Raw genomic sequence first — 15,064 nt, 5'->3', positions numbered from 1 at the left:
TGATTATAAAATGCTGTTGTTCATTGTTAATTGAGCCACTCCAGAAATGTTTGCCATAGCAGCCAAAGATTCAAACCGACGATAATTGTAGCAACTGCTCCAGCCAAAATTTTGAGCCAACGAGGATTGACAAACTCTCCCATCAAACGGCGATCGCTAGTGAACATTACCAGTGGAATCACGGCAAAAGAAAGCTGTAAACTGAGAATTACCTGACTTAGAACCAACAAATTAGTAGTGCTACCTTCTCCCAAAAATAAAATGGTTAAAAGGGCTGGAACAATCGCTACCATACGAGTCAGCAAGCGTCGTAGCCAAGGTCTAAGTCGAATTTGCAAAAACCCTTCCATTACAATCTGTCCAGCTAAAGTTCCAGTCAAGGTCGAGTTTTGTCCTGATGCCAGCAAGGCGATCGCAAAGAGGATACTTGCAGGCGCAAATCCCAGCACAGGTGACAGCAACTTGTACGCATCTTGAATTTCTGCTACATCTTGATGATTGGAAAAGTGGAAAGTTGCCGCCGATAAAATTAAAATAGCAGCGTTAATAAACAAAGCAAGTGTTAAGGCAACGGTTGAATCAATAGTGGCAAATTTGATGGCTTCACGCTTTTTTTCAGGAGTTTCTTGCCAAGCGCGCGTTTGCACAATCGAAGAATGTAGATAAAGGTTGTGGGGCATGACAGTCGCCCCCAAAATTCCTATCGCGATGTAAAGTGCCGTTGGGTTTCGCACCACTTCTGACTGAGGGATAAAGCCTTGGAGAACATCGGCTACATCAGGACGAGAAACGATTAATTCAACGATGAAGCAAACACCAATCACAGTCATAATAGTAATCACTAAAGCTTCGACGTAGCGAAAGCCTTTACCTTGCAAAAACAGCACCATTATGACATCCAAAGCTGTGATGCAAACACCTATAGCTAAGGGAATGCCAAACAAGAGTTCCAAGGCGATCGCACTTCCGACTAACTCTGCTAAGTCACAAGCGGCGATCGCAATCTCACATAAAATCCACAGGAAAAAGCTGACAGGCGCACTGTAATTGTCCCGACAGGCTTGTGCCAAATCTCGTCCCGTTGCCACCCCCAGCTTGACACAAAGCGCCTGCAACACGATCGCCATCAAGTTAGAGAGTAAGATAACACTCAGCAGCATATAGCCAAATTGGGCGCCACCAGCTAAGTCAGTTGCCCAGTTACCAGGATCCATGTAACCTACGGCAACGAGGTATCCAGGCCCTCCATAAGCAAGCATCTTACGCCAGAAACCACCTCGTTCTGGCACCTTAATCGTGCGGTGTACTTCTGGTAAAGAAACAGTTCGTTCTTTTTGGATCATCCCTAAGCCATCTCATAATCTTCTCATTTTTTTTAAATGTACCATAAAGGCGAGAAAAGAAAATGATTATGAAAAGATTTGATTCATCATCCTTTAATTAGCGATCGCTTTTGAAAAACTGACAATCAAAACCAGTTTCCAAAATGATTGTCAACTAAACACGACTTTTGTTTTTTTTAACTTATAGTAAATGAGAGTGGGCAAAGAAGAGCAGCTTGAGTATGTCTTGGCTCTAGTAATCTAGACCTTACAAGGAATGAAATTGCGATAAATGTTATCATCTTTAAGTTGTAATCAATGCAGAATATAGCTACAAAGTAAAGAAGAACTATTCTGTTGTCTTTAAATTCAATTATCAATATATTAACTATAAGAGTAAAGATCCCACACCATGATTCACGATATATTTATGCCCGCCCTTAGTTCCACCATGACCGAAGGTAAAATCGTCGAGTGGACAAAAACTGCTGGAGATAAGGTAGAAAAAGGGGAAACGGTATTAGTTGTAGAGTCGGACAAAGCCGATATGGACGTAGAGTCTTTTAATGAAGGTTATCTGGCAGTTATTATGGTCGAAGCAGGACAAGAAGCACCTGTAGGTAGTGCGATCGCTTTGATAGCCGAAACTGAGGCAGAAATTGAAGAAGCTAAAAAGCAAGCTGCATCTCATCAAGGAGGCGCAAGCGCACCCTCCCAAGCGGCACCTACAGCAGTCACCGCACCTCCAAGCGTAGAAACGGCTACTGCTACCACTACCGCACCAAGCAACGGTAGTAGCAATGGCTCTGGTAGGACTGTTGCTTCACCCAGAGCTAAAAAATTAGCAAAACAACTAGGAGTGGACTTAGAAACCCTTCAGGGAAGTGGTCCCTATGGCAGAATTACCGCAGGTGATGTAGAACAAGCATCAGGAAAACCTGTTACTGCTCCTGCTGCAACTCCCATTGGTGTTGCTCCTATGGCTACTGCTAACGCTGCTCCTGCGGTAGTGGCTGCTGCTGTCCAACCAGTTACTGCTCCTGCTCCTGCTCCTGCTCCTGCTGTAAATGCTGGCTCTGGCGAAACTGTACCTCTTAATACTTTGCAAAAAGCAGTGGTACAAAACATGATGGCAAGTTTACAGGTGCCTATTTTTCATGTGGCATATACCATCACCACTGATGCTTTAGATCGGCTTTATAAGCAAATTAAGCCCAAAGGTGTGACTATGACGGCATTGTTGGCAAAAGCGATCGCCGTTACCCTGCAAAAGCATCCAGAAGTTAATGCTAGCTACACTCAAGATGCGATTAGCTATAATTCCCAAATTAACGTGGCAGTAGCGGTAGCAATGCCCGATGGTGGTTTAATTACTCCTGTATTGCGTAATGCGGATCAAATGGATATTTATTCTCTATCTCGCACCTGGAAAGACTTAGTAAACCGCTCTAGATCTAAGCAGCTTAAGCCCGAAGAATATAGTACTGGTACATTTACTCTCTCTAACTTAGGAATGTTTGGAGTAGATAATTTTGATGCCATTTTACCTCCAGGACAAGGTTCAATTTTAGCCGTTGGTGGTTCAAAACCTCAGCTAGTTGCTGATGATTCAGGCATGATGGGTGTCAAACGTCAGATGAAGGTTAATATCACTTCTGACCACCGTATTATTTATGGCGCACAAGCAGCAGCTTTCTTAAAAGATTTAGCAACTTTGATTGAGACTGATGCTCAGTCTTTGACGCTTTAAGATGCTGGGAATTTTATCGAAAAGCTATAAGCTCTAAGCTCTAAGCTAAACGGGTTTATAACATCATTGTCTATAAGATGTCTGCAATCAGGCAAGGTTTAATATCTTGTCTGATTAAAACTAATAGCTAGGGCGAAGCCCTTTACTCTATTCTTCTTTAACTAATTTAAAAAGAGACTATCTATTTTGCAAAAATTAATCGCTATTATTGCCGTTGCTATAATTACTTTATTTACTTCCGTTAGCTCTCCTGTTTTGGCTGATGTTACTACTAATCTTGATAGTGGCGCAAAGGTATTCAAAGCCAACTGTGCTGGGTGTCATGCCAAGGGAGGAAATATTGTACGACGGGGCAAAAATCTAAAGTCAAAAGCTCTCCATAAATACAAAATGGATAGTCAAGAGGCGATCGCATCGATAGTAACTAATGGTAAGGGTATTATGTCAGCTTATGGAGATAAGTTAACTCCCGAACAAATAGCAGATGTCAGTGCTTTTGTACTTCAAAGGGCAGAACAAAATTGGCAGCAAATAAATTAATATTGTTCAAAGGCGTGGCGACAATCATTAAAAAGATAATCTAGCTGTTGTTTAACTTGAGCGGGATTTTGACATCTGAATAAGGCAGCAATTAGTGCTTCATGAGGATTTCTTTTATTTTGCTTGACGCTAGATATGGCTTCTTGATTAGAAAACTCGCGCTGACTGATTAACCAACAAGCCAAGACTATTCCAGTCCTGCCAACCCCTCCAGAACAATGAACTACTATTTTTTGATTTTGTTTGTCTGCTGAAATCAGAAAGGGAATAATGCGCTCGATTAATATTTTTGATGAAGGAATCTGAAAATCTTTAACTGGCTGCCATAATACACATTCTTGAGTAAAATTCTGACTATAGGTTTTTAATAAGTCTATTGGGTAACGATTGAGGCGATTTTGCTCCAGCAAACAACAAACTTTTTTAATCTCCTTTTTTCGCATAAACTCAATCCACTGCTCAATAGACTCTTGCGTGTATTTAGGTCTTGCAGCACCAAATACTATCGATTCTTCGTCAGCAGCAGGAGCAAATTTATACATACAATAATAGTCTTTCCAATATAATGACCATAGGAGAAAGTAATATTTTGAGATCTTAATTAATATAAGTGGTTTATCAAGTTCAGGATATAAGCACAGTTACAGGTATTTTAGAACGGGCAGAAAAAGGGGAAGATATTTCGGTAGAAGAGGGAATTTATCTGCTTCAACAAGATTCGGAAGTTAAAAGTGCGATCGCCACAACTGCCAACAATCTCAGACAAAAGCAGGTAGGAGATACCATAACCTATGTAGTTAATCGCAATATTAACTTTACCAATATCTGTGAACAGCACTGTAGTTTTTGCGCTTTTCGTCGGGATGCTGATGAAGCGGGATCATTTTGGCTTGATAGTTCTCAAATCATTTCTAAAGCAACAGAAGCAGTCGAAATTGGCGCAACAGAAATCTGTATGCAGGGGGGTTTAAATCTTCAGGCAAAAATAAACGGCGAGTCTTTAGCTTACTATCTCAATCTTGTTAAGGAAATTAAAAATAAATTTCCCCAGTTACATCTTCATGCCTTTTCTCCCCAAGAAATCCAGTTTATTGCTAGAGAAGACGGCATTAGCTATGAAAAAGTGCTGTTAGCTTTAAAAGAAGCTGGTTTAGGTTCAATGCCTGGCACAGCAGCCGAAATACTCGACGATAAAGTAAGAAATGTTATTTGTCCTGAAAAGATTAATAGTGCGACTTGGCTGGAGATAATTGGTTTAGCTCATCGTTTGGGCATACCTACTACTAGTACGATGCTATCGGGTCATATTGAAACCAAACAACAGCAAATAGAACATCTGGCAAAATTGCGATCGCTCCAGCAAACTGCCGTTGCTAATAATTATCCAGCCAAAATCACCGAGTTTATTATTCTACCTTTTGTCGGGCAAGAAGCCCCTGCCCCTATTCGTAGTCGCGTCGGTAGAGATCAGCCAGATGTAGCAGAAGTATTGCATTTAACTGCCGTTGCCCGCATCTTCTTAGGTAACTGGATACCCAATCACCAACCAAGCTGGGTAAAAATTGGTCTAAAAGGAGCGCAAAAAGCCCTGGAGTGTGGCTGTAACGATATTGGTGGAACCTTAATGGAAGAACATATTACCACCATGGCAGGGGCGCAAGGAGGCACCTATATGTCAGTAGAGAATTTACAACAGGCGATCGCAACTCTAAATCGTCGCTACCAAGAAAGAAATACTGTCTATAAATATTTATGAAGTATATCTTGTTTCAATTTTACAAACAAACTCAAGTATCCCAAATATGCCAAGGTTAGTTTAGTATTGTTATCTGACAATAGTAAAAAGTAAAAAATAGTTACATGAGAGTATTAGTAACTGGTGGTGCTGGTTTCCTTGGTTCCCATCTAATCGATCGCTTGATGAAGCAAGGTCATGATGTAATCTGTCTAGATAATTTTTTTACTGGTCATAAACGTAACATTAGGCATTGGCTAGACAATCCTTATTTTGAGTTGATTCGTCATGATATTACCGAGCCAATTTCTTTAGAGGTAGATCAAATCTATCATCTTGCCTGTCCTGCTTCCCCAGTTCACTATCAATACAATCCCGTCAAAACCATCAAAACCAATGTGTTGGGAACATTAAATATGCTCGGTTTAGCCAAGCGGGTTAATGCTAGGTTTTTACTAGCTTCTACTTCAGAAGTGTATGGCGATCCTGATGTGCATCCTCAACCCGAAGAATATCGCGGTAACGTAAATCCTATTGGTATTCGCAGTTGTTATGATGAAGGCAAGCGGGTAGCTGAGACTTTAGCATTTGATTATCATCGTCAAAATAACGTAGACGTGCGGGTAATGCGTATTTTTAATACTTATGGGCCGAGGATGTTTGAAAACGATGGTCGTGTAGTCAGTAACTTTATTGTTCAAGCTCTCAAAGGCATACCTTTAACTGTTTATGGCGATGGTTCACAAACCCGCAGCTTTTGCTATGTTGCCGATCTCATTGAAGGTATGATGCGGTTGATGAACGGTGAACACATTGGACCAATTAACATTGGTAACCCTGGAGAATATACGATCCTGCAACTAGCTGAAACTATTCAAAAAATGGTTAATCCTGATGCGGAATTAACTTTTGAGCCACTTCCTCAAGATGATCCTTTGCAAAGACAACCTGATATCACCAAGGCTAAAAATCTTTTAGGTTGGAAACCTACTATTGACCTAGAAGAGGGACTGAAAATGACTATTGAAGACTTTCGTTCTCGAATCGCCAGTGGAGAAGCTTAGACAAAATTGGTAAAAGAGAAGTAATATATATCCTTACTTTCGAGTTTTTGATTTTAATTTCTATTAATGCACATCAAAAAAATTTCAGTAAATAATACAAGAGGTTAATAAGTTCTATGCGTGTTTGCGTTATTGGTACGGGATATGTCGGTTTGGTTACGGGTGTATGTTTGTCTCATATCGGACACGATGTAATCTGTGTCGATAACAACGAAGAAAAAGTTAAGTTGATGCAGGCTGGACAATCACCTATTTATGAGCCAGGTTTGTCTGAACTAATGAAGTCTTCGTCTGAATCTGGAAAGTTAATTTTTACTTCTGATTTGGCAAAAGGTGTAAGCCACGGAGAGATCCTTTACATAGCTGTCGGTACACCACCCCTACCTACAGGAGAAAGTGACACTCGCTATGTAGAGGCCGTAGCGCGGGGTATTGGGACTCATTTGCAAGGTGAATATAAAGTAATTGTCAACAAGTCAACCGTGCCAATTGGCTCTGGTGACTGGGTAAGAATGCTGGTATTAGATGGCAATAAAGAAGCTGGTAGCAATGTAGAACCAGTTTTTGATGTGGTTAGCAATCCTGAATTTTTACGTGAAGGTTCAGCAGTATATGATACTTTCAACCCCGATCGCATTGTCTTAGGTGGTAATAGTGATAAGGCAATTTCGATGATGCAGGAACTTTATAGTCCCTTAGTTACTAGAGAGTATGCTATAGATAAGTCCGCCTCTCCTGTACCAGTCGTAGTCACGGACTTGAGTTCAGCCGAAATGATTAAGTATGCTGCCAACTCTTTTTTGGCAACTAAAATTAGCTTTATCAACGAAGTAGCCAATATATGCGATCGCGTTGGTGCCGACGTAACTCAAGTTGCTGCGGGAATTGGTTTAGACTCACGCATCGGCGGTAAATTTTTGAGTGCGGGTATTGGTTGGGGTGGCTCTTGTTTCCCCAAAGATGTGTCCGCTTTGGTTCACACTGCTGATGACTATGGTTATGAATCCGAACTGCTGAAAGCAGCTATCAACGTTAACCAGCGTCAACGCTTGCTAGCTTTAGAGAAGCTACAAAATGAGCTAAAAATTCTCAAGGGTAAAACCATTGGTTTATTAGGTTTGACCTTCAAGCCAGACACCGACGACATGAGAGATGCCCCTGCACTAGACTTAATTGAGCAACTCAATCGTCTTGGTGCAAGAGTCAAAGCCTACGATCCTATTGTCTCTCAATCAGGCTTGAGTCATGGTCTTTCAAATGTAAGAATTGAAGGCAATGCCGAAATGCTGGCAGACTGTTGTGATGCTTTGGTCTTAGTTACCGACTGGAAAGAATTTCTCAAGCTAGACTTTACTAAAATAGTCAAGTTAATGAACAATCCTCTAATAATTGATGGACGAAATTTCTTAGATCGCGAAGCTATTCAAGCTGCTGGTATGCGCTACATTGGCATGGGTAGATAAACATTGAACAAATAAGGTTGGTCGTTTAACTCATATATTTTATTAACAGTGCAAAGCGGTTTTTTCTGCTTTGCATTTTTTATTATGAAACTTTAAACGTATTTTCAGTTAAACCATAAGTTTTAAATTTATGATTTAGCGACAATAGTGTGTAATCTCGCTGTGTCCTATTGACTTATACGATATAGTTTTTGCAACATAATCGACTGAAATACTCACAGCTTTTCCCTTAATTATGCCTATCAGTGCTGTTTTATTTTTATCTTTTAAAGGATGAGCTTCTAATCTATAGTACTTCTTTATTTGAGCAAGCTTCTGTAGTTCAATCTTAAAATCTTTCATCGCAGCAATATTAAATATTTGTTTAATATTGTTGTCTTTTATCTGTTCTTGCAGTGACTTGAATCAAACTATAAGAGCGATCGCCTTAAAGATTAATCCTCATTTTTAAATCAAGGTCAAGTTAGATTAGAAAATCCATCTGCGGTTTTTCTGCTTTGCATTTTTTGTATAGTTAGCCAGCAATATGTTTGGCATCTGAAGGAAAACTGGTTTGTAGACCAGCCAAACTGCGTTTAATACTAAAGTGATTTCTGGCATTTCAAATTTTAATTTTGTGTATGGTGTGTATAATAGTTAAAAGAATAGCCGTGAAGTAATATCTAGACTTAAGCAGGAAGGCTGGGAGCTAGTAAATATTCGTGGTAGCCATCACCAATACAAACATCCAAACAAGCAAAACAAAATAACAGTTCCACATCCGAAGAAAGACTTACCTATAGGTACACTAAAAATTATATTTAAGCAAGCAGAGTGGGACTGGAAAACAAGATAGAAAGTAACTCAAGCATGATTTATCCAATTGTGATCCACAAAGATCCAGAATCTGATTACGGTGTAACAGTACCAGATTTACCTGGATGCTTTTCGGCGGGAGATACGATGGCAAAAGCCTTAAGTAATGCAGTAGAGGCAATAGAGTGTCATCTAGAAGGAATATTGTTAGACGAGGAAAATTTACCTTTAGGGAAAACAATAGAAAAATATGTCAATCAACCAGATTATCAAGGAGGAACATGGGCATTAGTTGATGTGGATTTATCCAAGCTAGGTGGAAAAACGCAGCGTATAAATATATCAATGCCAGAAAGAATACTAGGAAAAGTTGATGCTTTCGCCAAAAATTCCAACAAAACACGCTCTAAATTACTAGCTGATGCAGCACTTGAGTATATTGCAGTTCATGGTAAAGCTAATCAATAAGATAGTTGAACAAAATTAAATTCAACGTTGATGCTCAAAGTCAGAGGTCAGAGATCAGCAATAATTGACTATCGCACTTAGATAAATTAGCTTAGAAAACCAAAAAATAATTGGGAAAATTAATTTTAAGATCGCTGTCGTGATGTGTTAGCTGGCTGACAACTGAACACTATTCTCTTACCGTAGCTGAAAAAGACGGATGCTTTCGATAAGTAAAATTGCTGCCCACATCAAGATACTAAGACCAGTAGCTGCTGCGGCAATATCTTTAGTGATTCGGATCTGCTCATTTTGCTGAGGCTCTACAAAATCGCACAAAACTTCGATCGCACTATTAAACAATTCAGAAATCAGCATTATCCCCATTGCCAGTAATATCAAACTGACATCTACCCATTGTCGAAAAAAAAAGGAAGCAATTAAGACTGGAATCGATAAAACAACTTTATAAGCAACACTAAAATCAGTTACTACTGCAATCTGAAGACCCGATAAGATAACCTTTAGCTTTCGGATGGGGCGATAACTGGGTGTGCGAAACTTGTTATTCATTATTTAATCACATACTTTAAGGGGCTGCACTGAGCGCACAAATTGCTATAGCTGGCAATCTCTCGCTTATTGCAGTTAGTGTGAATGGGTGTATAGTTATATCCCAACAAAAACCACATGATTTAACGTAAGGGCGAATCGCCCTTACGTTAAATATAATGACCTAATTAAAGACCTCTCGTTTTTTGTGACCAAACTCTAGTAGGTAGACCCCAAATATAGATAAAGCCTTCTGCTGCTTTGTGGTCAAACTCATCCTCTGCGCCATAGGTAGCAAGATCGGGAGTGTAGATAGAATTGTCCGACTGACGACCAACAATGATGGCGTTGCCTTTATGCAACTTAACTCTGACTTCTCCTGAAACTCTTTCTTGAGTATTTTGAATAAAGCCATCTAAAGCAGCTTTGAGAGGACTATACCATAAGCCACGATAAACTAATTCGCCGTAGGATTGTTCAATACCACGTTTGTATTGAGTAACATCTCCTGTTAGGGTAAGACTTTCTAAGTCACGGTGAGCATGAATCAAAACTAATAAAGCTGGTGCTTCGTAGATTTCGCGCGATTTAATACCCACGACACGATTTTCTAACATATCGATGCGTCCGACACCGTGTTTACCTGCAAGCTCGTTTAGCTTAGTTATGAGGGCAACGGGAGCAAGCTTTTCACCGTTGATGCTAATAGGTAGACCCTGTTCAAAACCGATAGTAACGTATTCTGGCTGATCGGGAGTATCGGCGATCGCCTTGGTCATCACAAAAATCTCTTCAGGAGGCTCTACCATCGGATCTTCTAGAGGGCCTGCCTCAATACTGCGACCAAGTAAATTGCGATCGATACTAAAAGGAGAAGACTTTTTCACGGGAAATTCAAAACCGAACTTCTCACCATAAGAAATAGCTTCTTCCCGACTCATGCCCCACTCTCTAGCAGGAGCTAACACCTTGAGACTGGGGTTTAGTGCCATAATGCCCACGTCAAATCGCACCTGGTCGTTACCTTTGCCTGTACAGCCGTGAGCTACCGCATCTGCCCCATATTTTTCTGCTGCTTCTACTAGCAATTTAGCAATTAAAGGACGTGCCAAAGCCGTAGACAAGGGATAGCGATTTTCATAGAGAGTATTGGCTTGAATTGCAGGAAAAGCGTAATCGCGTACAAAGCTTTCGGTGGCATCTTCTACTAAAGATTCAGATGCACCACACTTTAATGCCTTTTGCTGAATTGGCCCTAGTTCGTCTCCCTGTCCTAAGTCAGCAGCTAGGGTAATTACTTCTTTGACTCCCCATTCTTCCTTGAGATAAGGAATGCATACGGTGGTGTCTACTCCACCCGAATAAGCTAAGACAACTTTGTTTGCGCGTCCCATAATTAATTTTGCCCCTTTTGATAACTAATGGGGTATTGTACCCAAAAGCTGACTCCCAAAGCGTTTTTTTTGCACATTTTCCGAAAATTTTGCCAGAAAAGCCCAAAATCTAAGCAGGTACACGAATGTTCCTCAAAATTTCTTGCACTACTCCCGCGGCAGTTTGACCTGAAAAACGAGCTTGAGGCTGCATAACCAAGCGATGAGCAATTACGGATACCGCTAATTCCTGAATATGTTCGGGGGTGACAAATTCATAACCATCAAATAACGCCAAAGCCTGTGCTACCTTCATCAGTGCTAAAGAGCCTCTCGGACTTCCTCCTAGCTGCACTCCTTCAAAAGTACGAGTAGCGTTAACCAAATCAACTAAATATTGTTTCATGGTGTCGCTGACTCTAACTTGTTCTACCTGTTGTTTGAGGGCGATCGCTTCAGATAGAGAAATACAGGGCTTAATATGATCGAGAGGATGACTTTGCATCTGAGAAGCTAAAATTTGCACTTCATCGGCAGGAGAAACATATCCTAAACTGAACTGAAGGGCAAAACGATCCATTTGAGCTTCGGGTAAAGGATATGTGCCATGTGAACCCACTGGGTTTTGGGTAGCAATGACAAAAAATAAGTCCTCTAGTTTTTTAATTTGACCATCTACGCTTACCTGAGACTCCGCCATTGCCTCTAATAAGGCAGACTGAGTGCGAGGGGAGGCACGGTTGATTTCGTCTACCAAAACAATATTGGCAAAGATTGGTCCTGGGTGAAAATTAAAAGAACTTTCTTGCTGGTCAAAAATAGAAATGCCTGTAATATCTGACGGCAAGAGATCGGGGGTAAATTGAATACGCTTAAACTTAGCATCAATAGAATAAGCTAAAGCTTTTGCCAAGGTAGTTTTTCCTGTACCAGGATAGTCTTCTAAAAGAACATGACCCCCACTGGCAAAACCAGCCAAGAGGTTTCTAATAGCAGTTGACTGCCCTTGCATTACCCGTTGAATGTTGTGATAAATTTTTTCATATATGTCTTTACCAGCAACATCGCTGATTACTGAGTTTATTTGAGTCACAATAGCTATTTTGTTTTGATACGGTTAGTGATGTTTCCTATCTATGTTGCCCATACATTCGAGCAAAACTATATTTCTCAGCAATTTGTAATTTATATAAATTTAGAAAATATCTAAGACAAATAATATCACCGCTATTGCACACGCCCTCCCCGTCTCCTTATCAACTCATTTGTATCAACTAAAAAGTAAAACGATATTACATATTCAGTATCTTTTTGTGGGAAGAAATACTCTCGGCAAGGCGATCTTGTTTCACTCCCGTGTTGATAAATGATAAATGAAATGACTACTTAGGCGATAAAGTATGATATCAATACATAACAAATAGAACTATTTAGCATTAGCATCAAAGCCACGGTAAAAGCAGTCTCAGATTCGCTAACGTTTAGTAATTGAGAATAGCTAGCTTGCAAAGTTAGCGTAGTGTAAGAAACTCCGACAAGGGCTAACGGTATTGTTAAAGCTAAAACAGAGATGGGAATAAATGCCATTAAGACAAAAAAGAAAGCTAGAGGAGCGATCGCCGTTCCAGCTATGAATATATCCGTTGTCAAACTACCTTTATGGCTCAGAAAAAAACGTACTAGAACTCCCGTAACTATAAAGCTTATAAAGGGAATCATACCAATTAAAAATAGTTCCCATATTGGTATTTCTAACGGCAATCCAATCATAAAATAACTACAGACAAAACATAAGCTAGAAAATACACCATAGATAATGCCAACTTGTCTTAAATGTCTCCTTTCTAAACGAGAAAATGCAGGTAACAGACCGCCTCCAGGATTTAAAAAAGACAGGCTGAGTGTCATCAAAAAATTTTGAATTGGGCTATTTGACCGACCAGTGCCATAATTGCTTTTTTTTAAGTCACTGACTATATTTTTAGTACGACGATGAGCTTCGTAATTTTTTTGCAAGCGAAAAAGAGCGGCGGCTTTATTTAAGTCCTGTATGGCAAAAGAAAATTTGAATAGCTCTTTATAAGCAATGCCTCGATAGTAGTATGCTTGAGGATAATTGTTGTCTTGAGCGATCGCTACAGTGTAAGATTCAATGGCAGGTTCGGCATAACCTAGACCATAGCGCGCTCTTCCTTGATAGTAGTGAGCTTTAGCAACTTGGCGATTGATAGCAAGTATTTGTTGACAATCATCTAAAACCCCCTTATTATCACCCATTTTGTATCGCATTTCGCATCTTTTGAGATAGGCATCAATAAATTTGGGATTGAGTTTGATTGCCTGAGAATAATCATCAATGGCTTTGCTATATTCTTTAATTTGAGTGTAATGAAAGCCTCGATTATAAAAATCTTTAGCTGTTTTAGGATTACTTGTTTGGCTATACTTATTATTACCCTGGCTTGTAGTTGTCTGTGGCTCATTTTTAAAAGGAACACGACGATCATAGCGACGACGTTGAGCATTATCCGACAATACATCATATGCCTGAGAAATCTGTTTAAATTTCTCAACAGCAGCAGGATCGCCTGGATTAAGATCGGGGTGATATTGGCGCGCCAAATGACGAAAAGCTATTTTGATTTCTTTTAATGTTGCACTCTGGGATACTCCCAAAGTTAAATAATAATCTTCCCCGTAATTTTCCGCCCTTGCCATTTATTTTTACTGTTTTTTCTGACCGCCAACGATTTTAGTTAATAGCACTACATTTAAGCTACAGTTAAGATAAACTAAATGTCAATAGCTTTGTTTTGGTTATTAAGTAAGCTGGGTTTTTTCTTTTCATCATCATAAATGAAGATGCTGATTATAGAAAAGCATCATTTGTAATTCAAAGCCTACCAACCAGAATTAGTTTAGAAGATACATAAGATATCCTGCTGATTGTTTTTGGCATAATTAATCTGGCTTATTAAAAATAATATATAGAATGAATTTATATGACGATCGCTCTCTTTTGGCTACATGGCGATCGCCCACAATACCAGAGCAGTTACACTATACCTCAAGGTAATAAACGTAATTTAGTTCTGTTGCCAAAAGTTTGAGTAGTAATACAAACTTACCTCCATTTTTAACTTGCGTGCAAGTTTGTGTAGTTGGGCTGGCGATCGCGCCCAAGACCTATAATAGTTAGAGTAGCAGTTATCTCTTGATTGATTAAAGCCAGTGCTTCGATGGCTAAAGAAACTCCTTACTTATAAATTTATGTCAGTTAACAAAGTATTTTTATTTGTACCGAACATTATTGGCTATAGTAGATTTATATTTTACTTGATTAGCTTTATTTGTCATACACTCGATAACTGGCAACTGTGTATTAGCTTTTATGCGATCGCCTTTATTTTAGATGAATTTGATGGTCGTGCTGCCAGGGCATATAATCAAAGCAGTAATTTTGGTGCAGCCCTTGATATGGTGGCAGATCGCACGGCTACGGCGGGTTTGTGTTTGATTTTGGCGCAATTATATCCTAATTATTTATTAGTTTTTATTGGTGCGATCGCTCTTGACGTTAGCAGCCATTATTATTTGATCTACGCTACAGGAATGCTAGGCAAAGCTAGTCATAAAGACTCGACCGAATGGGCAACCAATGGACTAATGAAGCTTTACTATGGCAACAAGCCTTTCATGGATGTGTTGATCTTAGGAAATGAATTATTTTATATTTTGCTTTATCTTAATTTCTATCTTATTGGTGGTCGTTTGACGATCAATGATTGGAACTTTACTGGAGTCCAAATAGCTCTAATAATTTGGACTCCAATCTATCTACTAAAGCAAGCTACCAATATTTTTCAGTTACAAAATGCGGCACAAGAAATTGCTAAATTAGATTTAATCAACCGAGAAGAAAATAATTAAGCGTTAACAATCAACAATAAATGAGAGCTAAAAACTCAACTTTTGTCTAGTCCTTTTTAATTAAGTCAACTTAATTGAATGCAAGATGTAAAC

At 39.5% G+C, this 15,064-nt stretch carries 14 protein-coding genes; 8 read left to right on the top strand and 6 right to left on the bottom strand.

Features of this window, described 5'->3' with window-relative positions; all coding sequences use genetic code 11:
- Positions 1-26 precede the first annotated feature (26 nt).
- A complete protein-coding gene (locus SLP02_RS11160) occupies positions 27-1,343 on the bottom strand; it encodes an Nramp family divalent metal transporter (protein ID WP_319420730.1) in 1,317 nt (438 codons plus the stop codon).
- A gap of 391 nt (positions 1,344-1,734) precedes the next feature.
- Between SLP02_RS11160 and SLP02_RS11155 the strand changes: the two genes are divergently transcribed.
- Positions 1,735-3,072: a dihydrolipoamide acetyltransferase family protein gene (locus SLP02_RS11155; RefSeq protein ID WP_319420729.1), complete on the top strand. Its 1,338-nt coding sequence runs from the start codon at positions 1,735-1,737 to the stop codon at positions 3,070-3,072.
- A gap of 186 nt (positions 3,073-3,258) precedes the next feature.
- Positions 3,259-3,612 carry a c-type cytochrome gene (locus SLP02_RS11150; RefSeq protein ID WP_319420728.1) on the top strand — a complete coding sequence of 118 codons (354 nt, stop codon included), beginning with the start codon at positions 3,259-3,261 and terminating at the stop codon, positions 3,610-3,612.
- On the opposite strand, the gene SLP02_RS11145 is transcribed toward SLP02_RS11150, so the two are convergent.
- Positions 3,609-4,154, bottom strand: a complete 546-nt coding sequence (locus SLP02_RS11145; RefSeq protein WP_319420727.1) for a protein-tyrosine phosphatase family protein — start codon at positions 4,152-4,154, stop codon at positions 3,609-3,611. The two genes, SLP02_RS11150 and SLP02_RS11145, sit on opposite strands and share 4 nt — an antisense overlap.
- Before the next feature lie 68 nt (positions 4,155-4,222).
- On the opposite strand from SLP02_RS11145, the gene cofH reads away from it, so the two are divergent.
- From cofH to SLP02_RS11120, 5 genes are all read left to right on the top strand, one after another.
- A complete protein-coding gene (cofH, locus tag SLP02_RS11140) occupies positions 4,223-5,368 on the top strand; it encodes a 7,8-didemethyl-8-hydroxy-5-deazariboflavin synthase subunit CofH (RefSeq protein ID WP_319420726.1) in 1,146 nt (381 codons plus the stop codon).
- A 104-nt stretch (positions 5,369-5,472) separates the two neighbouring features.
- Positions 5,473-6,411, top strand: coding sequence for a UDP-glucuronic acid decarboxylase family protein (locus SLP02_RS11135; RefSeq protein WP_319420725.1), 939 nt, complete (start codon positions 5,473-5,475; stop codon positions 6,409-6,411).
- A 116-nt stretch (positions 6,412-6,527) separates the two neighbouring features.
- Positions 6,528-7,874 carry a UDP-glucose dehydrogenase family protein gene (locus tag SLP02_RS11130; protein WP_319420724.1) on the top strand — a complete coding sequence of 449 codons (1,347 nt, stop codon included), beginning with the start codon at positions 6,528-6,530 and terminating at the stop codon, positions 7,872-7,874.
- Between the two features lie 658 nt (positions 7,875-8,532).
- On the top strand, positions 8,533-8,709 hold the full coding sequence (locus SLP02_RS11125) for a type II toxin-antitoxin system HicA family toxin (protein ID WP_319423672.1): 177 nt from the start codon (positions 8,533-8,535) through the stop codon (positions 8,707-8,709).
- Positions 8,710-8,723: 14 nt separating this feature from the next.
- Entirely contained in the window at positions 8,724-9,137 is a 414-nt protein-coding gene (locus tag SLP02_RS11120; protein ID WP_319420723.1) for a type II toxin-antitoxin system HicB family antitoxin, read from the top strand.
- Positions 9,138-9,314: 177 nt separating this feature from the next.
- Here SLP02_RS11120 and SLP02_RS11115 read toward each other — a convergent pair whose 3' ends face one another.
- The 4 genes from SLP02_RS11115 to SLP02_RS11100 all read right to left on the bottom strand — a co-directional run bounded on the left by SLP02_RS11115 (position 9,315) and on the right by SLP02_RS11100 (position 13,759).
- Positions 9,315-9,689 (bottom strand): diacylglycerol kinase, encoded by a 375-nt coding sequence (locus SLP02_RS11115; RefSeq protein WP_319420722.1) that lies wholly within the window; start codon positions 9,687-9,689, stop codon positions 9,315-9,317.
- A 167-nt stretch (positions 9,690-9,856) separates the two neighbouring features.
- Positions 9,857-11,062 carry an argininosuccinate synthase gene (locus tag SLP02_RS11110; protein ID WP_319420721.1) on the bottom strand — a complete coding sequence of 402 codons (1,206 nt, stop codon included), beginning with the start codon at positions 11,060-11,062 and terminating at the stop codon, positions 9,857-9,859.
- Between the two features lie 109 nt (positions 11,063-11,171).
- Positions 11,172-12,134 (bottom strand): AAA family ATPase, encoded by a 963-nt coding sequence (locus SLP02_RS11105; protein ID WP_319420720.1) that lies wholly within the window; start codon positions 12,132-12,134, stop codon positions 11,172-11,174.
- Positions 12,135-12,427: 293 nt separating this feature from the next.
- On the bottom strand, positions 12,428-13,759 hold the full coding sequence (locus SLP02_RS11100) for a J domain-containing protein (RefSeq protein WP_319420719.1): 1,332 nt from the start codon (positions 13,757-13,759) through the stop codon (positions 12,428-12,430).
- A 552-nt stretch (positions 13,760-14,311) separates the two neighbouring features.
- On the opposite strand from SLP02_RS11100, the gene SLP02_RS11095 reads away from it, so the two are divergent.
- Positions 14,312-14,971 (top strand): CDP-alcohol phosphatidyltransferase family protein, encoded by a 660-nt coding sequence (locus SLP02_RS11095; RefSeq protein WP_319420718.1) that lies wholly within the window; start codon positions 14,312-14,314, stop codon positions 14,969-14,971.
- The last annotated feature ends 93 nt before the right edge of the window (positions 14,972-15,064 follow it).

Source organism: Pleurocapsa sp. FMAR1 (assembly GCF_963665995.1).
GTDB lineage: Bacteria > Cyanobacteriota > Cyanobacteriia > Cyanobacteriales > Xenococcaceae > Waterburya.
Note: the sequence above shows the minus strand (reverse complement) of the source record. Positions and strands in the feature narration are given on the sequence as shown.

Excerpts from the sequence above, each read along its gene's own strand:
- SLP02_RS11115 (WP_319420722.1), bottom strand. The coding sequence starts at position 9,689 with ATGAATAACAAGTTTCGCACACCCAGTTATCGCCCCATCCGAAAGCTA.
- SLP02_RS11120 (WP_319420723.1), top strand. The coding sequence starts at position 8,724 with ATGATTTATCCAATTGTGATCCACAAAGATCCAGAATCTGATTACGGT.
- SLP02_RS11155 (WP_319420729.1), top strand. The coding sequence starts at position 1,735 with ATGATTCACGATATATTTATGCCCGCCCTTAGTTCCACCATGACCGAA.
- SLP02_RS11160 (WP_319420730.1), bottom strand. The coding sequence starts at position 1,343 with ATGATCCAAAAAGAACGAACTGTTTCTTTACCAGAAGTACACCGCACG.
- SLP02_RS11145 (WP_319420727.1), bottom strand. The coding sequence starts at position 4,154 with ATGTATAAATTTGCTCCTGCTGCTGACGAAGAATCGATAGTATTTGGT.
- SLP02_RS11110 (WP_319420721.1), bottom strand. The coding sequence starts at position 11,062 with ATGGGACGCGCAAACAAAGTTGTCTTAGCTTATTCGGGTGGAGTAGAC.
- SLP02_RS11095 (WP_319420718.1), top strand. The coding sequence starts at position 14,312 with ATGTCAGTTAACAAAGTATTTTTATTTGTACCGAACATTATTGGCTAT.
- SLP02_RS11100 (WP_319420719.1), bottom strand. The coding sequence starts at position 13,759 with ATGGCAAGGGCGGAAAATTACGGGGAAGATTATTATTTAACTTTGGGA.
- SLP02_RS11135 (WP_319420725.1), top strand. The coding sequence starts at position 5,473 with ATGAGAGTATTAGTAACTGGTGGTGCTGGTTTCCTTGGTTCCCATCTA.
- SLP02_RS11130 (WP_319420724.1), top strand. The coding sequence starts at position 6,528 with ATGCGTGTTTGCGTTATTGGTACGGGATATGTCGGTTTGGTTACGGGT.